This is a genomic window from Leifsonia araucanica, assembly GCF_051161895.1.
Lineage (GTDB): Bacteria > Actinomycetota > Actinomycetes > Actinomycetales > Microbacteriaceae > Leifsonia.
This window is the reverse complement of the sequence record NZ_JBMBTW010000002.1, coordinates 2,095,179-2,116,017: the sequence shown is the minus strand read 5'-3', so window position 1 is coordinate 2,116,017 and position 20,839 is coordinate 2,095,179. Positions and strand designations below refer to the sequence as shown.

The 20,839-nt window shown below is 68.4% G+C and carries 19 protein-coding genes; 17 read left to right on the top strand and 2 right to left on the bottom strand.

All coding sequences use genetic code 11. The features are described 5' to 3' along the window. Positions 1 to 129: 129 nt before the first annotated feature. From ACN6M5_RS10135 to ACN6M5_RS10055, 17 genes are all read left to right on the top strand, one after another. A complete protein-coding gene (locus tag ACN6M5_RS10135; protein WP_434949545.1) occupies positions 130 to 1,407 on the top strand; it encodes an ABC transporter substrate-binding protein in 1,278 nt (425 codons plus the stop codon). Next, a complete protein-coding gene (locus ACN6M5_RS10130) occupies positions 1,407 to 2,360 on the top strand; it encodes a carbohydrate ABC transporter permease (RefSeq protein ID WP_434949544.1) in 954 nt (317 codons plus the stop codon). The genes ACN6M5_RS10135 and ACN6M5_RS10130 overlap by 1 nt, the downstream gene beginning before the upstream one ends. Next, on the top strand, positions 2,357 to 3,196 hold the full coding sequence (locus ACN6M5_RS10125; protein ID WP_434949543.1) for a carbohydrate ABC transporter permease: 840 nt from the start codon (positions 2,357 to 2,359) through the stop codon (positions 3,194 to 3,196). The genes ACN6M5_RS10130 and ACN6M5_RS10125 overlap by 4 nt, the downstream gene beginning before the upstream one ends. Before the next feature lie 65 nt (positions 3,197 to 3,261). Further along, on the top strand, positions 3,262 to 4,308 hold the full coding sequence (locus ACN6M5_RS10120; protein ID WP_434949542.1) for a LacI family DNA-binding transcriptional regulator: 1,047 nt from the start codon (positions 3,262 to 3,264) through the stop codon (positions 4,306 to 4,308). A 15-nt stretch (positions 4,309 to 4,323) separates the two neighbouring features. Beyond that, the gene (locus tag ACN6M5_RS10115) at positions 4,324 to 5,304 is read left to right on the top strand and encodes a glycoside hydrolase family protein (RefSeq protein WP_434949541.1); all 981 of its coding nucleotides are present in this window, start codon (positions 4,324 to 4,326) and stop codon (positions 5,302 to 5,304) included. Further along, the gene (locus tag ACN6M5_RS10110) at positions 5,301 to 6,215 is read left to right on the top strand and encodes a carbohydrate kinase family protein (RefSeq protein ID WP_434949540.1); all 915 of its coding nucleotides are present in this window, start codon (positions 5,301 to 5,303) and stop codon (positions 6,213 to 6,215) included. Before ACN6M5_RS10115 ends, ACN6M5_RS10110 begins: the two co-directional genes overlap by 4 nt. Positions 6,216 to 6,235: 20 nt before the next feature. Further along, the gene (locus ACN6M5_RS10105) at positions 6,236 to 6,409 is read left to right on the top strand and encodes a hypothetical protein (RefSeq protein WP_434949539.1); all 174 of its coding nucleotides are present in this window, start codon (positions 6,236 to 6,238) and stop codon (positions 6,407 to 6,409) included. 34 nt (positions 6,410 to 6,443) lie between these two features. Further along, a complete protein-coding gene (locus ACN6M5_RS10100; protein WP_434949538.1) occupies positions 6,444 to 7,646 on the top strand; it encodes a NosD domain-containing protein in 1,203 nt (400 codons plus the stop codon). Positions 7,647 to 7,692: 46 nt separating this feature from the next. After that, positions 7,693 to 9,054, top strand: a complete 1,362-nt coding sequence (locus tag ACN6M5_RS10095) for a NosD domain-containing protein (protein ID WP_434949537.1) — start codon at positions 7,693 to 7,695, stop codon at positions 9,052 to 9,054. A 207-nt stretch (positions 9,055 to 9,261) separates the two neighbouring features. Then, positions 9,262 to 10,926 (top strand): TIGR04028 family ABC transporter substrate-binding protein, encoded by a 1,665-nt coding sequence (locus ACN6M5_RS10090; RefSeq protein ID WP_434949536.1) that lies wholly within the window; start codon positions 9,262 to 9,264, stop codon positions 10,924 to 10,926. Between the two features lie 74 nt (positions 10,927 to 11,000). Further along, positions 11,001 to 11,984 (top strand): ABC transporter permease, encoded by a 984-nt coding sequence (locus ACN6M5_RS10085; protein ID WP_434949535.1) that lies wholly within the window; start codon positions 11,001 to 11,003, stop codon positions 11,982 to 11,984. Beyond that, positions 11,981 to 12,859, top strand: coding sequence for an ABC transporter permease (locus tag ACN6M5_RS10080; protein WP_434949534.1), 879 nt, complete (start codon positions 11,981 to 11,983; stop codon positions 12,857 to 12,859). The genes ACN6M5_RS10085 and ACN6M5_RS10080 overlap by 4 nt, the downstream gene beginning before the upstream one ends. Further along, positions 12,856 to 14,586 (top strand): dipeptide ABC transporter ATP-binding protein, encoded by a 1,731-nt coding sequence (locus tag ACN6M5_RS10075; RefSeq protein ID WP_434949533.1) that lies wholly within the window; start codon positions 12,856 to 12,858, stop codon positions 14,584 to 14,586. The genes ACN6M5_RS10080 and ACN6M5_RS10075 overlap by 4 nt, the downstream gene beginning before the upstream one ends. After that, on the top strand, positions 14,583 to 15,596 hold the full coding sequence (locus ACN6M5_RS10070; protein WP_434949532.1) for a putative FMN-dependent luciferase-like monooxygenase: 1,014 nt from the start codon (positions 14,583 to 14,585) through the stop codon (positions 15,594 to 15,596). The genes ACN6M5_RS10075 and ACN6M5_RS10070 overlap by 4 nt, the downstream gene beginning before the upstream one ends. A gap of 41 nt (positions 15,597 to 15,637) precedes the next feature. Further along, positions 15,638 to 16,294: a CMD domain protein gene (locus ACN6M5_RS10065; protein ID WP_434949531.1), complete on the top strand. Its 657-nt coding sequence runs from the start codon at positions 15,638 to 15,640 to the stop codon at positions 16,292 to 16,294. A 1-nt stretch (position 16,295) separates the two neighbouring features. Further along, complete coding sequence (locus tag ACN6M5_RS10060) at positions 16,296 to 16,928, top strand: alkylhydroperoxidase domain protein (RefSeq protein ID WP_434949530.1); 633 nt, start codon at positions 16,296 to 16,298, stop codon at positions 16,926 to 16,928. A gap of 1 nt (position 16,929) precedes the next feature. Next, positions 16,930 to 17,838: a sulfurtransferase gene (locus ACN6M5_RS10055; RefSeq protein WP_434949529.1), complete on the top strand. Its 909-nt coding sequence runs from the start codon at positions 16,930 to 16,932 to the stop codon at positions 17,836 to 17,838. On the opposite strand, the gene ACN6M5_RS10050 is transcribed toward ACN6M5_RS10055, so the two are convergent. Together ACN6M5_RS10050 and ACN6M5_RS10045 are read right to left on the bottom strand one after the other, a co-directional pair. Further along, positions 17,835 to 19,235: an NtaA/DmoA family FMN-dependent monooxygenase gene (locus ACN6M5_RS10050; protein WP_434949528.1), complete on the bottom strand. Its 1,401-nt coding sequence runs from the start codon at positions 19,233 to 19,235 to the stop codon at positions 17,835 to 17,837. The genes ACN6M5_RS10055 and ACN6M5_RS10050 overlap by 4 nt on opposite strands. Before the next feature lie 92 nt (positions 19,236 to 19,327). Beyond that, on the bottom strand, positions 19,328 to 20,770 hold the full coding sequence (locus ACN6M5_RS10045; protein WP_434949527.1) for an MFS transporter: 1,443 nt from the start codon (positions 20,768 to 20,770) through the stop codon (positions 19,328 to 19,330). Between the last annotated feature and the right edge of the window lie 69 nt (positions 20,771 to 20,839).

Below are 20,839 nucleotides of genomic sequence, written 5' to 3'. Positions count from 1 at the left end.
CATCGTTTGGCAGTTGACGGCGCTGGGCCCGGGTCTTTACGGTCGTGCCAAGACGTTTTGCCAAAACGTCTTGGCACAGATATCCTCAATCCACGCAGCATTCCGCTGCACAGCAGATTCGGAGTAACGATGCTTCGTCAGAAGTTCGCGGCCGCCGCAGCGATCGGCGCCGCGGTTGCGCTCACCCTGGCCGGGTGCGGCGTCGGAGGAGGGGGCACCTCCTCCTCCGGCAAATCGATCACGGTGCTCGTGGAAGCAGGCGGTCACGCCGAGCTCCAGCCGATCGCCGACCTCTACACGAAGGACACCGGAACGAAGGTGACCTTCGTGGAACTCCCGTACGACGGGCTGTACAACCGCTTGAACAGCGAGTTCACCTCCGGCGCGGTGTCGTTCGATGTGGCCGCGCTCGACTCCATCTGGCTTCCGACCTTCAAGGATGCGGTCACGCCGCTGGACAAGCTGTTCACCTCCGACGTGAAGAGCGACCTCTTCCCGGCCCTGGTGAAGGAGGCGAACGTCGACGGCACGTACGTGGGCATGCCGGTCTGGACGAACTCGGAGATCCTCTACTACCGGAAGGACCTCTTCGACGACGCTGCGAACAAGACAGCGTTCAAGGCCAAATACGGCTACGACCTCGTCCCGCCGACCACCTGGCAGCAGTACCAGGATGCAGCCGAGTTCTTCACGCAGCCCGACAAGGGTCTGTATGGGACGGATGTGAAGGGCGCGGTCGAGACCGAGTACCTGGCAACCCTGTCGCAGACCGGCGAGAAGACGATGGTGCTCAACAGCTCGGGCAGCGAGATCTCCCTCGGCGACGAGAACAGCCTGAAAGCGCTCGACTTCTACACCGGGCTGCAGAAGTACGCCCCGTCCGGTGCAGCGCAGCTCGACTGGGCCGGCGCGCAGAACCTCTTCAACCAGGGCAAGACCGCCATGATGCGGTTCTGGGCTCACGCATACCGCCAGATCCCGAAAGACGCCTCCGTGTATGGCAAGGTCGGCGTCGCACCGATGATCGCCGGGCCCGGCGGAATCGCCGGTGTGCCCGGCGCCTGGTATCTCGCCGTGGCGAAGGCCAGCACGAAGCAGCAGCAGGGTCTGGACTTCGTTAAGTTCGCCTACGAGCACAACGAGCTCAGCGCGAAGACCGACCTCGGCCTCGTGGCCCGCAAGTCGGCATTCGAGAAGTACCAAGACCAGCCGGGCTTCGAGAACTACAAGCCGCTGGTCGAGACTCTGGATGCCGAGGCGACCATCCCCCGCCCGGCGACGCCGAAGTGGCAGCAGATCGTGGACACCGTCCTCGTCCCGATGATCCAGAAGTCCTTGCAGCCCGGCGCTGACAAGCAGGCGCTGCTGGACGCAGCAAAGGAGCAGGTCCAATCGCTAGTCAAGTGATGGAGCCGCGAGTGGGCGGCCGCACCGGCCGCCCGCTCCGCTCTCCTCGTCAACGTTCCCTCCGCACCGCCGACCGGCGCTTCGCGGCCCTGCTGATGCTGCCGGCCGGACTGTTCCTCGCCGTCTTCATCGGATGGCCCCTGCTCCAGTTCGTCAGCGACAGCTTCTTCAAAATCAGCCCGATCGCAGGAGGACCACGAGAGTTCGTCGGGTTCGCCAACTACATCACGGCGCTGACCAGTTCCGACTTCACCAACTCCGTGTGGCGAACCGTGCTCTACACGGTGATCGTCGTCACCTTCGAATTCGTCCTCGGACTGCTCGTGGCCCTGCTGTTCACGTCACTGGGCAACTCGTCACGGGTGTTCCGAACGATCTTCCTGTATCCGCTGATGATCGCCCCGATCGTGGCCGGTCTCCTCTGGCGGTTCTTGCTCATCGACAACTTCGGCATCGTCAACGAGCTGCTGAAGACCGTGGGGATCATCCACTCCAGCGACCAGATCCAGTGGCTGAGCGACCCGAACATCGCCCTGTTCTCCGTCGCGATCCCGGACATCTGGCTCACCACATCCTTCATCACACTGGTGCTGTTCGCCGGCCTGCAGAACATCCCAGGGGATGTGATCGAGGCGGCTCGGCTCGACGGTGCCCGGTACACCACGATCCTGTTCCGCATCATCATCCCGCTGCTCCGGCCGGTGATCGCGGTCGCCCTGATCGTGCGCGGCATCGACGCGGCCCGCGCCTTCGACGTCATCGTCATCCAGACGAACGGCGGACCCCAGCAGAGCACGGAGACACTGTCCCTGCTGATCTACCGGACGATGGTCCGCTTCGGCGACCCCGGCCTTGCCAGCGCAATGGGAACCATCTACCTGATCGCGATGCTCGCCGTCGCCCTGTTCGCGATCCTCACCATCTGGCGACCGGGAAGCGAGACAGAGCGATGAACGGATTGGAAGCGCGCCGCCTGAGCTCACGCGCCCTGCTCTGGCTGATCCTGATCGCGGTCGTCCTGCTGTACGGGTTCCCGTTCCTCTACATGCTGTTCACGTCGTTCAAAACGCCGCTGGAGACCATCTCCGTCCCTCCGAAGCTGCTGCCGAGCGTGTGGACGGTGGACAACTACATCTCGGCGCTGACCCGCGACGGCGTGGTGGCGTCGTTCATCAACAGCATCATCACCGCCGTCCTGAGCACGCTCATCTCCCTGGTGCTCGCGATCCCCGCCGCCTATGCGGTGACCAGGTTCCGCACCAGGACGGGCAGGATCTTCATCGTCCTCGCGCTGGTCGCGCGGATGGTGCCGCCGATCGTGATCGGTGTCCCGATGATCTCGATCTTCCGCAACCTGGGCATCTCGGACACGTCGCTGGCGTTGGCGATCGCCCACACCACGATCTCCCTGCCGCTGTCGATCTGGCTCATGTCGAGCTTCTTCGAAGCCGTCCCCGGTGAGCTGGAAGAGGCGGCGAAGATCGACGGCAACAGCCGGCTCGGCGCGCTCTGGCGGGTGGTCATCCCCGTCACCGCCGGGGGCGTCGCCGTCACCGCCATCTTCGCGTTCCTCGCCAGCTGGAACGAGTTCCTGTTCGCGCTGCTCCTCACTGCTGTGCGGTCGCAGACCACGCCGATCGTCATCGCGAATTTCCAGACCCAGTTCGGGCTGGACTGGGGCTCCATGACGGCGCTGGCCGTCATCTACTCGATCCCCGTGATCCTGCTCACGCTGCTGCTCCAGCGGCACATCGTCGCCGGGCTCACGCTCGGTGCGGTCAAGGGCTGAGCCGGGATGATGGACCAGAGAAGCGCGAATCGGCGCTCGAACCACATGAGGGGGAGGACACGGTCGTGGCAGTGAAAAGCTCGAGCATCCGGGACGTCGCGGTGCTGGCCGGTGTTTCCGTCACCACGGTTTCGCACGTGCTCAACGAGACGCCGCACACGCGCGTCGCCGAGGAGACCCGTGCGCGCGTGCGCGACGCGGCGAAGACCCTCGGCTACGGACCCAACCGCGCTGCGCAGGCCCTGCGGACCAACAGGTCCGGGCTCATCGGCCTGCTCAGCGAGGAGATCGCGACCACACCGCACGCCGGACGCATCATCCTCGGCGCACAGAACGCGGCCCGCGAGCACGACCTCACGCTGGTCATCATCAACACGGAGAGGGAGTCGAGTGGGACCTCCCACAGGGACGACGTGCAGGCGCTGCTCGACCGGCAGGTCGATGCTGTGCTCTACGCGACGATGTACCACCGCCAGGTGTCGCTTCCGCCGAACCTCCAAGCGCTCCCGGCCGTCCTCATCGACTCGACCGATCGGGCAGGCATCGTCCCCGCCGTCGTCCCCGACGAGGTGGGCGGAGCGGTCGCCGCCGTCAGCCACCTCGTCGAAGCAGGACACACCCGGATCGGGTTCCTCAACAACGACGATGACGTCCCAGCGACCCATCTCCGGTTCGCCGGGTATCGCGAGGTGCTGGATCGAGCGGGCATCCCGTTCGTCGCAACGCTGACCGCGTCTGCGCCGTCCGAGACCCTCCCCGGATACGAGCTGGCGCGCGAGATGCTGAGCCGAGCCGACCGTCCGACCGCCCTCTTCTGCTACAACGACCGGATGGCGATGGGCGCATACCGGGCGGCCGCCGAGCTGGGACTCGACATCCCCCGCGACCTCTCCATCGTCGGTTTCGACAACCAGGAGCTCATCGCGGCCAACCTCTTCCCCGGGCTCACCACCGTCGCACTCCCGCACTACGAGATGGGCGTGTGGGCGGTGGAGACCCTCGTCCACCTCCTGCACGGAGAGGCCGAGCACCGCCTCCTCGCCGACAAGCCAACCCTCCTCGACTGCCCGCTGGTCATCCGCGGGTCCGTCGCCCCGCCGCGCGCCGACTGAAAGGTACTCGCACACATGCTTCGTCTCGCCGCCTCCTGGGTGTGGGATTTCTGGATCGCCGACGACGGCGACCGCTTCCACCTCTACTTCCTCAAGGCGTCCCGCGCGCTCCTGGACCCCGACCGCCGGCACTGGCGCGCCACCATCGGGCACGCAACGTCCGAGGACCTCATCTCGTGGACGGAACACGCGGACGCCGTCATCCCCGACGACTCGCCCGCGTTCGACGACCTGGCCACCTGGACGGGATCGGTCGTGCGCCAGGACGACGGCACCTGGCGGATGTTCTACACCGCCGTGAGCCGAGACGACGGCGGCGTCGCCCAGCGCATCAGCTCCGTCGTGTCCGACGATCTCTTCACCTGGCGTCGGGAGGATGGACGGCAGGTGCTGGAGCCCGACCCTCGGTGGTACGAGACCGCGGAGACGCGCCAGTGGCCGGACCAGGCGTGGCGTGACCCGTGGGTGTTCCGGAACGACGGGACCTGGCACATGCTCATCACCGCACGCGCCAATCAGGGGGACCCGGACGACCGCGGCGTCATCGGCCACGCCACATCGCCGGACCTCGTCTCCTGGGCCGTGCAGCCTCCGCTCTCGGAACCCGGCGCGGGGTTCGGTCACCTCGAGGTCGTTCAGACCGTCACGGTAGATGGTCGGCCCGTCGGGCTCTTCTCCTGCCTCGGCTCCGAACTCTCCGAAGAACGGCGGAACCGGGATCGGACAGGGGGAGTCTGGGCGTTCCCCGCCGACTCGCTCACCGGACCGTTCGACACCGCGCAGTCGTACCAAATCACCGACGAGCAGCTGTACGTCGGGCGCCTGGTTCAAGATCGCAGCGGCGCATGGCACCTTCTGGCGTTCCACAACAGCGATGGCAGCGGCGGCTGGATCGGGGAGATCTCCGACCCGCGCCCCGTCAGCTGGGTCGACGGACGGCTGACGATCCACGGGAGCGACGCGGTCCCGGCGGAGCAGCTGCGAGTCGGATCGTGAGCACAGGAGCCCTCGTCGTCGGCGAAGCCCTCGTCGACGAAGTCGTCACGGACTCCACCGTGAGCAGGTACCCCGGCGGGTCACCGGCGAACGTGGCTCTCGGCCTGGCGAGACTCGACGTGGTCACGCGACTGCACACGATGATCGGGGACGATTCCGACGGAGAGCTCGTCCGCCGGCATCTGGCCGATTCCGGCGTGGCTCTCACGCCGGAGTCCGCAACGGATCGCCCGACCTCCCGAGCCATCGCCACCGTCGGAGCCGACGGGTCGGCCACCTACCGATTCGCTCTCGGCTGGGAGCCGCGACGCCTGGAAGCCCTCGGAGACCCGGCCATCATCCACACCGGTTCCCTCGGCGCGTTCCTCGAGCCCGGATCCGGGGTAACGCTGGACATCATCCGGCGTGGACGTGCCGCGGGCGCCCTCATCAGCTTCGATCCGAACATCCGGCCGTCGCTCATCGTCGACGCCGACCGCTCGCGGGAACAGTTCACCGAGCTGGCGCTGGCCAGCAACCTCACCAAGCTCAGCGACGAGGATGCGGAGTTCCTCTTCCCGGGGACGTCCATCGAGAGCGTCGTCGACCGGCTCGTCGACAGCGGGATCGCAGTCGTCGGCGTCACCCTCGGGAGCGGCGGCGCCATCCTGGCGAGCGGCACGCACCGGGCGCACATCCCGGCCGATGCCGTCACGGTGGCAGACACAGTGGGCGCCGGAGACTCGTTCATGGCCGCGCTCATCTGGTCCATCACCGTCGAAGACGGCGGGTGGGACGGCCATGCCGTCAGCGAGAGCCGGCTCCTCGCTGCCGGCACACGCGCCGCACGCGCAGCAGCCATCACCGTCTCGCGGACCGGCGCAGACCTGCCAACCCTCAGCGACCTTCGTGCGGTCTCGCCGACCCGCTGAACGCACGAAAGGTGACTCCGATGACGGAGAAGATGCAGCCCAGCCGGCGCGCGGTCGTTCAGACCGCCGCCTCCGTCGCAGCGATGGCGACGCTCAACGTCCTCAGCACGACGCCCGCGGTCGGTGCCGCGCCGCCGCCCGAGCAGGGGAAGCAGCCTGCTCCTCCCCACCGGGTCCCTGTCGGTCTTCTGTGACAACAACGGTGCACGAGCAACGAAAGGAACTGCGATGGAATCCAACGTCTACGACGTGACGGACTGGAACACCCCAGGGAAGCCGGTGAACCCGCACAACGACATCGGCGCCGTCATCAACAGCATCATCGGCGACATCAAGAGACGCCAGCCGAATCCGGCCGACAAGCCGGGCGCGGTCATCTACGTCCCGCCGGGGACGTACTCCTTGAAGACGCGGGTCGTCGTGGACATCAGCTTCCTCACCATCCGCGGATCCGGCCACGGCTTCACGTCGCTCTCCATCCGATACAACTCGGACACCACCGGCTGGAAGGAGCTGAACCCCGGCGGAAGCCACATCCGGGTGGAGAACACCGACGGCAACGCGGAAGCGTTCCTCGTCGCCCGCAACGGGAATCCGCGACTGAGCGCCATCGCCTTCGAGAACTTCTGCCTCGATGGCGTGTCCTTCGGCGCCAACCAGAATTCCTACCGCAACGGAAAAGTCGGGATCCGGTTCGCAACGGACAACGACTCCGTCCGGGTCCGCGGCATGGGGATGGTGTACCTGGAACAGGCGCTCCTCATCCAGGGTCCGGATGCTCTCGATGTGTCGGGCAACTTCATCGCAGAGTGCGGGACGTGTGTGTTCATCGCCGGCGGCAGCCAGGCCAGCAAGATTGAAGACAACCATCTGGGCGCCGGCCCCGTCGGATTCTCGATCTTCGCAGAGAACAGCAACGGCCTGCTCATCACCGGGAACAACATCTTCCCGCGCGGGATCGACTCCGTTCACCTCAAGGATTCGTTCCGGTCGAACATCTCGGCCAACCGCCTCCAGTCCTTCTACCCGGGCAGCATCACCCTCGAAGGCAACTGCAAGGAGAATCTCATCAGCTCGAACGTATTCGAGCGGCAGGTGGAAACCTACGGTCCGTTCATCGGCGTCGGAAACGGCCGGGAGGACGACTTCGGCGTCGTCCAGGTGAACGGCGACGGGAACACCATCACCGCCAATCACGTGACGCTGGTCGTCCCGCCCGAGCAGGTCACGCCTGCAGGAGGCACTGCCGCTGTCTTCCGCGTCAAGAGCGGCGACCAGAACTACATCGGCGCCAACCACACCATTTCCAACCTCGCCGTGCACACCGTGGTCCTGGATGCCGGAACGACCAACTCTCACGTCTTCGACAGCGGGACAGAGGCGCAACTGCTCGCCGACTCGTCCAGTTACGGATTCCGTCCCACCCCGTGACCCGCCGGTGTCATCGGTGAAACACGCAACGCCATTGGAAGGACCCATGCCAAGCACCACCCGTTACGACGTGACCACCTGGCCCATCGGCGATGCCGCTGACGACATCGGCGAGGTGATCAACAGCATCATCGCCGACGTGAAACAGCGCCAGCGTGTCTCGGAGGATCGGGACGGCGGCAAACCGGGAGCGGTGATCTCCATTCCGCCGGGGGACTATCGCCTCAGAACTCAGGTCGTGATCGACGTCAGCTTTCTCCGGATCGAGGGATCGGGTCACGGCTTCACATCGTCGAGCATCCGGTTCAACGTCCCGGAGGAGCAGTGGGCGGAGCTGCACGAGCTCTGGCCGGGAGGGAGCCGCATCCTGGTCGACATCGCGGCCGGCGACGACGAAGACCAGTGCGCCGGGGCCGCGTTCCTCGTGACCAGGACGGGAAGCCCCAGGATCAGCTCCGTGGAGTTCTCGAACTTCTGCATCGATGGGCTGCATTTCGTCGCGGACGGATCCGATCTCCACCCCGAGAACACCTACGTCAACGGCAAGACGGGCATCTACGTCGCGAGCGCGAACGACTCCTTCCGGTTCACCGGCATGGGGTTCGTGTACCTCGAGCACGCGCTCACCATCTACAACGCGGACGCGCTCTCCATTCACGACAACTTCATCGCCGAGAGCGGCAACTGCATCGAACTGCGCGGCTGGGGTCAGGCATCGAAGGTGACAGACAACCTGATCGGTGCAGGACCGGCAGGCCACTCGATCTACGCCGAGAACCACGGCGGCCTGCTCATCACCGCGAACAACGTGTTCCCGCGCGGCGCCAGCAGCGTTCACCTCAACGCGGTGACGCGGTCGAGCGTCACCAACAACCGGCTCCACTCCTTCTACCCAGGGATGCTGATCCTGGAGGGGAACGCCTCGGAGAACCTCATCGCCTCCAACCATCTCTTGCGCGACCGCGAACCGTGGGCGCCGTTCGTCGAGGTGGACAACGGACGCGACGACGTGTTCGGCCTCCTGCGCATCGAGGGCACGAACAACTCGGTCATCGGCAACCATTTCTCCGAAGTGGTCGACTCCTCGAAGCTGCGCCCTCGTGGAGCCACGCCCGTCATCATCAGGCTGGCGGGGGGAGGCGGCAACTTCCTCGCGAACAACAACACTGTCGCGTTGAACGTGCGGGCCACATCCGGAGAATCGGCGTTCGATGCCCAGGTGGATGCGCTCCTCACGACAGCCGCGACCGAAACGCTCGACGTCACCACCGTCCTCGTCGAACCGGGCTCCACAGCGAACACCGTCCTCGATTCCGGAACCCGTGCGCAGACGAGCGTCGACACGGCCGCCAACGCCTTCCGGCCGACGCCCGTCGTCGGCGACCCCGGACAGCCGACCGACGCCTGATCGCGCCTTCTAGCCGAACCCCACCCCCAAAATCAACCGTCACAACGCGCTTTGCGTTATGTGACGGCCGGAGAACTTTCGTGACCCCGCCGCCTCGACCCGATCGCGGCGGCGTTGACAAGCTCGTCGCGTGCTCACGCAACCCTGCTGAGTGCGCCACAGCTTGGCCTGCCGCTTCGGACGGCGGCCGCACGAAAGGACACCACCGTGTCACGAACCTCACGAACGAGATGGATTCTCGGGGCGGCGTCGGCCGTCGCGGCCACCGCGCTCCTGGCCGGATGCGCGACGGGCGCGTCCGGGAAGCCCGGCGCATCCGGCGACGGCTCCCCGGTGACGGGCGGAACGCTCGTCTACCTGGAGCAGCAGGCGCACACCAACCTCTATCCGCCGTCGGGCGGGTTCTACCCGAACGGCGGCATCCTCAACCAGATCACCGACAAGCTGACCTGGCAGGATCCCAAGACCCTCAAGGTGGAGCCGTGGATCGCCTCCTCGTGGACGGTCAATGCTGAGAACACCGAGTACACGTTCACGATCCGGGATGGCGTGACCTTCTCCGACGGCACACCGCTCGATGCGAACGCCGTCGCCAAGAACTACGACACATACGGTCTGGGGAATCCCGCGCTGAAGCAGCCGGTCTCCGAGGTGTTCAACAACTACGACCACAGTGAGGTCGTCGACAGGCACACGGTGCGGTTCTTCTTCAAGAAGCCGAGCCCCGGATTCCTGCAGGGCACCTCGGTGATCGGTGCGGGGCTCGTGTCGCTGAGCACGCTCGCCAAGCCGTTCGACGAGCTGGGCTCTGCCACCAACATCGTCGGGTCTGGGCCGTTCGTGGTGGCGAAGGAGGAGCTCGGCAAGGAGGTCGACCTGAAGGCGCGCCCCGACTACAAGTGGGGTCCGGAAGCGTCGAAGAACCAGGGCCGCGCATACCTCGACGGGATCACCTTCATCGTGACCGGTGAGGACAGTGTGCGCATCGGCTCTCTGCTCTCCGGCCAGGCCGACCTGATCCGCCAGGTGCAGGCGTACGACGAGAAGCAGGTCGAAGCCCAGAACTTCGACGTGTATGCCGAGCCGACGCGCGGCGTCAACGACAGCGTCGCGTTCCGGCCGGACAACCCGCTGGTGTCGGATGTGCGGGTCAGGCGGGCGCTGCTCAAGGCCACGGACTCGAAGGAGATCGTCGAGACGCTCTTCTCGTCGAACTACCCGCAGGCGAAGTCCGTGCTGTCCTCGAGCGCCGCCGGGTTCATCGACCTCTCCGCCGAGCTGAAGCCCGACGTGAAGAAGGCGAAGGAGCTGCTCGACGAAGCAGGCTGGAAGGCCGGAAGCGACGGTGTCCGCGAGAAGGACGGGAAGAAGCTCGAACTCACGGTCTACGAGTCCCTCCCGCAGCCGCAGAACAAGCAGGTGCTCCAGCTGGTCGCACAGCAGTGGGAGAAGGTCGGCGTGAAGCTGGACGTGCTCGCCGGCGACGCGGGAAGCGCGACGGCCGACAACGCCGACGCGCAGAAGACGCCGCTGGTCGTTGCCGAGGTCGGACGCGCAGACCCGGACGTGATCAAGAGCCAGTTCTACCCGAAGAACCGCGACGCCCTGCTGCAGAAGGGCGGACTCAGCACGACCGCCACGTTCGAGGACACCACGCTCAACGGCCTCCTCGAGGCGGAGACGAGCCAGGTGAACCGTGAGCAGCGGCTGAAGGACACCCAGGAGGTGCAGAAGTACCTGATCGATCAGGCTCTCACCATCCCGTTCTTCGAGGAGCCGCAGGTCTTCGCGGGCGCACCGTACGTGAAGGGGCTCGGGTTCGAGGCCGTCGGCCGCCCCAGCTTCTACAACACCTGGCTGGCGAAGCACTAGCCGACTCAGGATGCGCGGGACGCGGCCCACAAAGCCGCGGCCCGCGCATCCACCCATCGACGAAAGGACGACGGATGCTGCGCTACATCGCCGGCAGGATCGGCCAGGCAGTCCTCGTGCTCTGGGCCGCGTTCACGGTGGCCTTCGTGCTGCTCCAAGCGCTGCCCGGCGACGCCGTGCTCATCAAGTTCCAGGGCGGCGACCTCGGTCTGAGCCCGGAGCAGCTCGCGGACATCCGGGCATCGTACGGCGCGGACGAGCCGCTCATCGTGCAGTACCTGCACACGCTCGGCAACGCGCTGACCGGCAATTTCGGGTACTCGATCCAGCAGGGCGTCCCCGTCGCCGACCTCCTGCAGGCGAACCTGCCGTCGACGCTCGCGCTGGCCGGGCTGGGCTTCGCGCTCGCCGCGGTGCTGGCCGTCGCGATCGCCTTCCTGTCGACGCTGTCGCCGTTCGGCTGGCTGCGTTCGGCGTTGCAGTCGCTGCCCTCCCTCTTCATCTCTGTCCCGACGTTCTGGCTGGGCATCACGCTCATCCAGGTCTTCTCGTTCCGGCTCCACCTCGTTCCGGTGATCGGGGGCAGCCCGGCGCAGCAGCTCATCCTGCCCGTTATCACGCTGGCCGTGCCGATCTCCGCCCCGCTCGCCCAGGTGCTCGTGCGCAGCATCGACGAGGTGAACACGCAGCCGTTCGTCGCCGTCGTGCGCGCCAAGGGCGCGTCCGCCTCGTGGGTGCTCTGGCGGCACGTCGCGAAGAACGCGCTGCTGCCCACCCTGACCATCGCGGGCGTCCTGTTCGGCGAGCTCATCGCCGGTGCCGTCGTGACCGAGAGCGTGTTCGGGCGCAACGGGATCGGGCGGCTCACCCAGGCAGCGGTCGGCGGTCAGGACACCCCCGTGCTCCAGGCGGTCGTGCTGCTCGCCGCGTTCGTCTACGTGATCGTCAATCTGGCCGTCGACCTCCTCTATCCGGTGCTCGACCCCCGCCTCGGCCGGCGATCGTCGCGAGCCCGCCGCGCACCGGCGGCGCCCCGTCTCGAAGGAGCAGCAGCATGACGACGCTCGACGCCTCCGTCGCCGCCAGGAGCGGCGCGCCCCGCTCCAGGCGGTTCGCATCCACGTTCTCCCCGGTCGGCCCTGGCCTTGTGCTGGCCTGGCTGGTGGTAGTCGTCGTGGTCGCCTGGGCTGTCGTGCCCTGGCTCTTCACCGGGTTCAGCGGCACGGTCGGCGTTCCGAGGGACAAGCTCCTTCCGCCGAGCGCCGAGCACTGGCTTGGCACGGACGAGCTCGGCCGCGACCTCTACGCCCGCATCGTCTACGGCGCCGTCAACTCCCTGGCCGGTGCCTTCGTCGCCGTCACCGTCGGTCTCGTGCTCGGAACGACGCTCGGCCTTCTCGCCGGGTCGATCGGCGGCGTGGTGGACGCGATCATCGGCAGGATCGTCGACGTCCTGCTCTCGATCCCCGGGCTGCTCCTGTCGCTCTCGATCATCATCCTGCTCGGCTTCGGCACGATCAACGCGGCGATCGCCGTGGGGATCACCTCGGTCGCGTCGTTCGCCCGGCTGTCGCGCGCAGAGGTCGTTCGTGTGCGCGGGAGCGACTACGTCGAAGCGGCGTTCGGCTCCGGCGGGAGGTTCGGCGGCGTGCTGCTGCGGCATGTGCTGCCGAACTCCGTCGGCCCGGTGCTGGCTCTGACGGCCCTGCAGTTCGGGACGGCGATCATCGCGATCTCGACGCTCGGCTTCCTCGGCTACGGCGCCCCGCCTCCCACTCCGGAGTGGGGGCTGCTCATCGCGGAGGGCCGCAACTACATCGCGACGGCCTGGTGGATCACCACGTTCCCGGGTGTGGTCGTCGTCCTCATCGTGCTCTCCGCCAACCGCATCAGCCGCTCCATCGGCGGCGCATCCCGCAGGAGGACCCGATGACTCTTCTCGACATCAGCGATCTCTCGGTCTCCTACGCCACCCGCGCAGGCACGCAGCACGTGGTGAAGAACGTGTCGTTCGCCGTGCAGCCCGGCGAGGTGGTCGCGCTGGTCGGCGAATCCGGTTCGGGCAAGAGCACGACGGCCCACGCCGTGCTCGGGCTGCTCGCCGACAACGGCCGGATCGACGGCGGACGGATCGTGCTGAACGGCACGGACATCGCCGGATGGTCGGAGCGGCGTCTGCGCAGCATCCGGGGCGCACGCATCGGCCTGGTGCCGCAGGATCCGGGCAGCTCACTCGACCCAGTGGCGACGATCGGCGCCCAGGTGGGTGAGGCGCTGCGCATCCACCGGCGAGGAGGCAGCAGGCGGGACCTCCGCGCCCGCGTGCTCTCGCTGCTGACGAGGGTCGGGCTCGACGATCCCGAGCGCCGTGCCGGGCAGTATCCGCACGAGCTGAGCGGCGGGATGCGGCAGCGGGTGCTGATCGCGATCGCGATCGCCCTGGAGCCGGAGCTGATCATCGCCGACGAGCCGACGAGCGCCCTCGACGCCACCGTCCAGCGCCGCATCCTCGACCTGCTCGACGACCTGCGCGAGGAGTTCGGCACCGCCGTGCTGTTCGTGACGCACGACCTGGGGGTCGCCGCCGACCGCTCGCAGCGCATCGTCGTGCTGCGCGGCGGAGAAGTGCAGGAGCAGGGGCAGACGGCCGAGGTGCTCGCGCATCCGGAGAGCGAGTACACCCGCACCCTGCTCGCGAATGCTCCGGCCCTCGCCGAGCCGGGGTTCCGCGCTCGGCGTGCGCCGGTGTACCTGCGGGATGCGGGAGCCGCCGCCTCCGAGGATCCGTTCGCCATCCGCGTCGACGGCCTGGTGAAGGAGTTCGGTACGGCGTCGCGCGGCCGGCCGGCCTTCCGGGCGGTGGACGAGGTGAGCTTCGACGTGCGCAGGGGGACGACGCACGCGCTGGTGGGGGAGTCCGGATCGGGTAAGACGACGACGGCGAGGATCGTCGTGCGGCTCGACGAGGCGACGTCGGGAACCGTGCTGGTCGACGGGCGGGATGTCGGCGCTCTGGCCGGCCGCGATGTGCGCGCGCTGCGACGGCGCATCCAGCTCGTGTACCAGAACCCCTTCGCGTCTCTCGACCCCCGGCAGAGCATCCGGGACATCGTCGCCGAGCCGCTCCGCAACTTCGGCATCGTCGATGGCGGGGATGCGCGTCACCGGCGGGCGGCCGAGCTGATCGACAGGGTCGCGCTCCCCTCCGACGTGCTCGGGAGGCACCCCCGTGAACTGTCCGGCGGGCAGCGGCAGAGGGTCGCGATCGCGCGAGCGCTGGCGGTCGAGCCGGAGGTGCTCGTGCTCGACGAGGCGGTCTCGGCCCTCGATGTGACGGTGCAGGCGCAGATCCTCACGCTGCTGGACGGCCTGCAGCGCGACCTGGGGCTCACGTACCTCTTCATCTCGCACGACCTCGCCGTGGTGCGAGCGATCTCGGACACGGTCTCGGTGATGCGCGCCGGCCGGGTGGTCGAGAGCGGGACCACCGAGCAGATCTTCCTCGAACCGCAGAAGGAGTACACGCGCGAGCTGCTCGCGTCCGTGCCGCGCGCGCGTACCGTCGTCGGAGGATCGGCCTCAGCGGTCGCACCAGTCGCACCCGCGCCCGACCACGGCGATCCGATCGCACCGAACACCCTGACAGGAGTCACAGCATGACAGCCCGCAGACTCGGCTTCTTCTCCCGACTGCTCGACGACGCCCCGGCCGGCGAGCGGTACCGTCTCGCCACCGAGCAGATCGTCCACGCCGAGCGTCACGGCTTCGAGTCTGCGTGGGTCGCGCAGCACCACTTCCACGCGGCGGAGGGCGGCCTGCCGTCGCCGCTGGTCTTCCTGGCGAGCGTGGCCGCCCAGACCACGCGCATCCGGCTCGGGACCGGGATCATCACCCTCCCGCTCGAGAACCCCGTGCGGGTCGCAGAAGACGCCGCTGTGCTCGACCTCCTGTCGGACGGACGACTGGATGTGGGGGTCGGCTCCGGCGGAACCGCGTCGTCGTTCTCGGCGTTCGGGCAGGAGAGCAGTGCGCGCTCCGCGGTGTTCGCCGAGCATCTCGCGGTGCTGCGTGCCGCGTGGGCGGGGGAGGCGCTCGGCGACGACGACAACCGGCTCTATCCCGCGGCACCACAGCTGGGCGACCGCATCTGGCAGGCGACCTTCAGCGTCTCGGGCGGTGCACGGGCGGGAGCCGTGGCGGACGGGCTGATGCTCTCCCGCACGCAGCCGCGGACAGAGGATGCGCCGGGCGCCAGGCTCGACGACATCCAGAACCCGATCATCGACGCCTACCTCGGCGCGCTGCCGCCGGGAGCGCAGCCCCGGATCGTCGGCTCACGCACGGTGTTCGTCGCCGACGATCGCGCCGAGGCACGACGGCTGGCGGAGCGGGGACTGCGCCGGGTGGTCGAGCACTTCCGCCAGGTGGGTCAGCCCGTGGCAGACGGAACACTGGACGATCTCATCGCCGGCTTCGACGTGCACGTCGGGACGCCCGACGAGGTCGCCGCGTCGCTCGCCGCCGACACCGCCATCGACCGGGTGACCGACCTCGTCTGCCAGGTGCACTCCATCGATCCGCCGCACCCGCTCATCCTGCGCTCGATCGAACTGCTCGCCACCGAGGTGGCGCCTGCTCTCGGTCTGTCGCTCGCCACGTCGCACGCCTGACCGTCGTCCGTCCTATCCATCCGCACACCACTGGGAGACCCATGACCACCGCACCGCCCGACATCGTCGATCTGCTCACCGGAACCGCGCCCGGCTCGCCGATCGCGCTTCTGCGCGACGAGCGCCCGGAGACCAAGCGCAACGCGCAGGGCAGCTACGACGCCCTCTTCTCGCCCCAGGTCGCCGGAGACGTGACCGCCGTCGAACGTTTCGCGGTCGCCGCGTACCTCGCAGCATTGCACCGCGAGGCCCGGCTGGTGGAGCACTACGACGGGGAGCTCCGCCGAGCGCTCGCCGAGGCCGGGGAGTCCGGCGACCTCGCCGACATCGTCGCCGCCGAGGCCGAGCGCGCCGCGGCGACAGGACCGTTCGGCCACTACGGACCAGCCGGGCTCACCGGGGAGAACACCGATGGGCTGCGTGCCAGGACAGGCGCGGACGTCCGAGAACGGATCGGGGACCGCCTCGCCGCTGCGCTCGACCACACGCACCTCCTGGTGTTCCGCCCGCGTGAAGCCGACGAGCGGTCGCTCGACGCGCTGCTCGCCGCTGGGTGGTCGGTGACCGACATCGTCACGCTCTCCCAGCTGATCTCCTTCCTGGCCTTCCAGGCCCGTGTCGTCGCCGGACTCAGTGTGCTGGCCACGACCGCGACCGCAGACGCCGACTCCGTTTCGACCACCCCGATTGGACAGTGACGTGACCGACCAGACCACCACGACCGAGACCATCGCGTATCCCGACCTGGACCGGCCGGAGCGCTTCACGCAGGCGGAGCTCGGCTGGGTGCCGTGGCTCCCGCCGTTCCCGGCCGACGAGCTCACCGACCGTCACTACGACGGCCTGGTCGACGCATCCAGGGCCAAGTCCCCGTACTTCCTGCTGCTGGCGCGCGACCCGGAGATCCTCGGAGCCCGCACCCGCACCGACAAAGACATCTTCTACAACACGAAGTCGGGGCTGCCCCGTGCGGAGCGCGAGCTCTCGGCGGCCGCGACCAGCCGGTTCAACGGCTGCGTCTTCTGCGCGTCGGTCCACGCGCGCTTCGCATCGCACCACTCGAAGCGCACCGACGACGTGCAGCGGCTGCTCGACGAGGGGGTATCGGCCGAGCTCGGCGAACGCTGGAACGCGATCGTCGCCGCATCCGTTGCTCTCGCCTCCACACCGATCGCCTTCGGGGAGGAGCACGTCGCACGGCTGCGCGCCGCCGGCCTCGACGACCTCGAGATCGCCGATGTCATCCACGGCGCAGCGTTCTTCAACTGGGCGAACCGCTTGATGCTCTCGCTGGGAGAGCCGGAGGCGCCGGCGGCCGGCGCGGAGGGCTGAGGTGACAGCGCACGGGCCACTCGTCACGACGGACTGGCTCGCAGAGAACCTGCACGATCCGGCCGTCGTGGTGCTCGACGCCACGGTGCTGCCCGTCGTCGCCGACGGCTCCCTCACCTGGGGGAGCGGTCGCGCGCAGTTCGAGGATGCGCACATCCCCGGGGCGCTCTTCGCGGACATCATCGAGGAGTTCAGCGACCCGACGGGAGAGTTCGCCTTCACCCGGCCAGGAGCGGCGCAGTTCGCCGCCGCCGCCTCCGCGCACGGCATCGGGGCGGACACGACGGTCGTCGTCTCGGACGCATCGGTCGGCAACTGGGCGGCCAGGCTCTGGTGGCTGTTCCGATCGTTCGGCCACGAGAGCGTCGTCGTCCTCGACGGCGGTCTCACGAAATGGCGTTCCGAGGGGCGCCAGGTCGAGAGCGGAGGTGCGGGCGTCGTGAGTGGCGTGGGTACCGGGGAACCCGTCGCCCGGAAGCGCGCCGCGCCGAGCACGGTGTTCGTTCCGGCGCAGCGCTCCGGATTCTGGGCCGACATGTCCGATGTGCGCGCCGTCGTCGACGGGCACGCGCAGGCGACTCTGATCTGCGGGCTGGCTCCGGCGGAGTTCAGCGGCGCGAGTGGATTCAGGGCGCGGCGCGGGCACATCCCGGGAAGTGTCAACATCCCCGCCGGGCGACTGGTCTCGCGCGAGACGAACGCCTTCCTCCCACCGGAGGGGCTGCGGATCCTCTTCGCAGACACCCTCGCTTCGCCGGACCCGATCATCACGTACTGCGGGGGAGGGATCGCCGCGGCGTCCGACGCGCTCGCGCTCGCGCTGCTCGGCCGCGACGACGTGCGCATCTACGACGGCTCGCTCAACGAGTGGGCGGCCGACGCGGATGCTCCGCTGGTCGTGACGGCCTAGCCGCGCGCGTCGACGAGTTCGTCGACCGTGTGGGTGTTCGCCGGGACAGGCAGGCCCAGGTGCTCGCGCAGTGTCGTCCCTTCGTATTCGGTGCGGAACAGGCCGCGCCGCTGCAGCTCGGGCACGACGTCGTGGGTGAACGCGTCGAACTGGGCGGGGAGGTACGGGGTGAGCACATTGAATCCGTCTGCGGCACCGGAGGTGAACCAGGACTCCAGGTGGTCGGCGACCTCGGACGAGCTGCCGACCACGGCGGCCGCGGGCACGGCGTTGCTGGCGATGAGGTGCCGGTAGGTCACCGGGAGGTCGCCGCCGACCCTCCGGCGCGTCCGGGACGCCACCAGTTCGATGAGGCGCTGCCCGTCGTCGTTAAACGCGGCGGCGACCGACGCGGGGACGGCGTCGTCCAGACCGGCCGCGCCGAGCTCGGTGCCCACGGTTCCGGCGAGCGACGCGACGGACCGGTTGGCCGGGAAGGCGGCACTGCGAGACAGGGGTGAGCCGTCGTCCAGGGGGACCAGCCGCAGCAGCTCGTCGAAGATGTCCTGCGCCAGCGCGCGCGTCGGCGCGACGACAGGGAGCACGGGGGTGACCACCTTGAGCGCGCCGGATGGCCGCCCGGCCGAGGCCGCCGCCTCGCGCAGGCCGGCCCTGATCTGCACCGCAGCCTCCCGGCTCGGCGCTGCGATCAGCGCGAGGTCCGCGGCCTCGGCGGCCAGCTGCCGGGAGCGCGGCGATGTGCCGGCGTGCACGATCGGGAGGCGCCCCTGAACGGGCCTGGCCACATTGAGCGGGCCGGTGACGCGCACGTGCTCGCCGACCGCATCCGTCCGATGCAGCCGGTCGGGGTCGATGAACGTGCCGGTGCCCTGGTCGAGCACGAAGGCGTCGTCCTCCCAGCTGTCCCAGAGCCGCGTGAGCGCGTCGACGAACTCGGTGGCCTGGTCGTAGCGGTGCTCGTTGGGCGCGTGAGCATCCCGGCCGTGATTTCCCGCTGCGCGCGGTTCGGCACCGGTGACCAGGTTGAGGCCGGCGCGACCGTCGCTGAGGCGGTCGATCGACGCCGTCAGCCGGGCGAGGGTGTAGAGGTCGAAGTACGTGGTGTTCGCCGTCGCGATGAGCCCGATGCGCTCGGTGACTCCGCTGAGATGGGCGATGGCGCTCACGGGGTCGATGCGCGCGAGCAGGTACGGGTCGCGGAACTCGAGATCGTGTCCGGTGGCCAGCCAGTCACCGAAGAAGATGTAGTCGAGTTTGGCGGCCTCCGCGGCGAGGGCCGTGCGGCGCAGCACAGCCGCATCGTCGCGAGGGTCGTGGTGCGCGCCGGGAAAACGCCAGCCGGACGGGTATGCACCGACCGCGCGGAACATTGCGCCGAGGATGAGGTGATCAGTCATGAGCGCGACGGTAGTGGGCCCGCGGCGGAGGTGGTGGTCCGACTGAAATCTGGGGCAATGGGAGGTAATGGAAGACGCTGGCGGTTGACTTTTCACTCGGCGCGCCTCCGGAGGAACAGCGCGATCACGACCGCGGCCGCGATGCACAGGCCGCCGTTCACCCAGATGGCGGTCGAGACACCGCGGAGGACCGTTTCGGCGAGCGGCGCGGTGCTGCCGACGACGACGGCGGTGAAGACGGCGCTCATGATCGGCGTTCCGAGGGTGATGCCGACCTGCTGGCTCATCGTGGTGAGTCCGGTGGCGAGCCCTTGCTCATCCGGGGCGAGTCCCGACGTGGCGGTGACCATGAACCCGACGATCACGACCAGGTTCGCGACGCCGCCGACGAAGGTGGCGCCGAGGAGGAGCCAGATGGATGCTGCTGACGACGACAGAAGGACGAGGGCCAGTGTCGCCGCCCCCTGGACGAGGAAGCCGCCGACGATCGCGGTCTTGTTGCCGAACCGGGCGATCAGCGCTGGTCCGACCAGACCGCCGATCACCGTGCCGGCGCCCAGCACGGCGAATGAGAGGCCGGCCGCGAGGGGTGTGAAGCCGAGCACCTGCTGCAGGTAGAGCGTCAGCAGGAACACGAGGGAGGTCTCCGTCGCGAACGCCACGAGCCCCGTCAGGTTGCCCCAGGACACGTTCGAACGAGCGAGGATGGCGAGCGGCAGCAGTGGATGCGCGGCCCTCCGCTCGATCAGGACGAACCAGACCAGGAACACCAGCGCGGCGGCGAGTGAGACCACGGTGGTCGGATTCGCCCACGAGCTCGCGGCGGCGGTGGTGAGCCCGAATACGAGCGCGAGCAGTCCAGCGGTCACCGTGATCGCGCCGGGAACGTCGAGCTTCATCCGCGCGGCCGCCCTGCTCTCTGTGAGCACCAGAGGCGCGACGATCAGTACCCCGACCGCGATGGGTACGTTGATGAGGAACGCCCAGCGCCAGGAGAGAAGGTCGGTGAGCAGCCCGCCCAGGATCGCGCCGGTCGTGAACCCGGCGGCCATGAGCGAACCGTTCAGGCCCAGGGCCTTCTCGCGAGCGCGCCCCTCCGGGAAGGCGCTGAGGAGCAGGGCGAGGGCCGCGGGGACCACGATCGCGGTGGCGAGGCCCTGTGCGACGCGGGCGATCACGAGTAGTGCGGGGGTCGTGGCGAGGCCGCCGGCGAGCGACCCGGCGCCGAGCAGCGCCATCCCGATCAGGAACATCCTGCGGCGCCCCGCGAGGTCGGCCACGCGACCCATCAGCAGGGTGAAACCGGCCGAGCAGAGAGCGAAGGCGGTGGCGATCCACTGCAGGTTCTGGATCGCGAAGCCCACATCGGTTCCGATGCTCGGCAGCGCGACGTTCAGGATGGAGAAGTCGACAGCGAGCGTGAAGCTCGCGGTCAGCAGCACCGTGAGGGCAACCCGCTGCCGGCCGGACATCGCGGCCGCCCTCCTTGTCGGCCCGGTGCCGGTGGTGTGAGCCGGCGTTGCGTTGGTGGTCATGGTGAGCCTTTCTCGTGTGATGACTCCGCCAACGATGCCGTCGTGCGGGAACGGCAACCACACCCGGCT

Bases quoted from the DNA above. Each gene is read 5' to 3' on its own strand.
- ACN6M5_RS10095 (WP_434949537.1), top strand. From the start codon at position 7,693: ATGCCAAGCACCACCCGTTACGACGTGACCACCTGGCCCATCGGCGAT.
- ACN6M5_RS10065 (WP_434949531.1), top strand. From the start codon at position 15,638: ATGACCACCGCACCGCCCGACATCGTCGATCTGCTCACCGGAACCGCG.
- ACN6M5_RS10050 (WP_434949528.1), bottom strand. From the start codon at position 19,235: ATGACTGATCACCTCATCCTCGGCGCAATGTTCCGCGCGGTCGGTGCA.
- ACN6M5_RS10115 (WP_434949541.1), top strand. From the start codon at position 4,324: ATGCTTCGTCTCGCCGCCTCCTGGGTGTGGGATTTCTGGATCGCCGAC.
- ACN6M5_RS10125 (WP_434949543.1), top strand. From the start codon at position 2,357: ATGAACGGATTGGAAGCGCGCCGCCTGAGCTCACGCGCCCTGCTCTGG.
- ACN6M5_RS10045 (WP_434949527.1), bottom strand. From the start codon at position 20,770: ATGACCACCAACGCAACGCCGGCTCACACCACCGGCACCGGGCCGACA.
- ACN6M5_RS10105 (WP_434949539.1), top strand. From the start codon at position 6,236: ATGACGGAGAAGATGCAGCCCAGCCGGCGCGCGGTCGTTCAGACCGCC.
- ACN6M5_RS10070 (WP_434949532.1), top strand. From the start codon at position 14,583: ATGACAGCCCGCAGACTCGGCTTCTTCTCCCGACTGCTCGACGACGCC.
- ACN6M5_RS10100 (WP_434949538.1), top strand. From the start codon at position 6,444: ATGGAATCCAACGTCTACGACGTGACGGACTGGAACACCCCAGGGAAG.
- ACN6M5_RS10080 (WP_434949534.1), top strand. From the start codon at position 11,981: ATGACGACGCTCGACGCCTCCGTCGCCGCCAGGAGCGGCGCGCCCCGC.
- ACN6M5_RS10085 (WP_434949535.1), top strand. From the start codon at position 11,001: ATGCTGCGCTACATCGCCGGCAGGATCGGCCAGGCAGTCCTCGTGCTC.
- ACN6M5_RS10135 (WP_434949545.1), top strand. From the start codon at position 130: ATGCTTCGTCAGAAGTTCGCGGCCGCCGCAGCGATCGGCGCCGCGGTT.
- ACN6M5_RS10130 (WP_434949544.1), top strand. From the start codon at position 1,407: ATGGAGCCGCGAGTGGGCGGCCGCACCGGCCGCCCGCTCCGCTCTCCT.
- ACN6M5_RS10075 (WP_434949533.1), top strand. From the start codon at position 12,856: ATGACTCTTCTCGACATCAGCGATCTCTCGGTCTCCTACGCCACCCGC.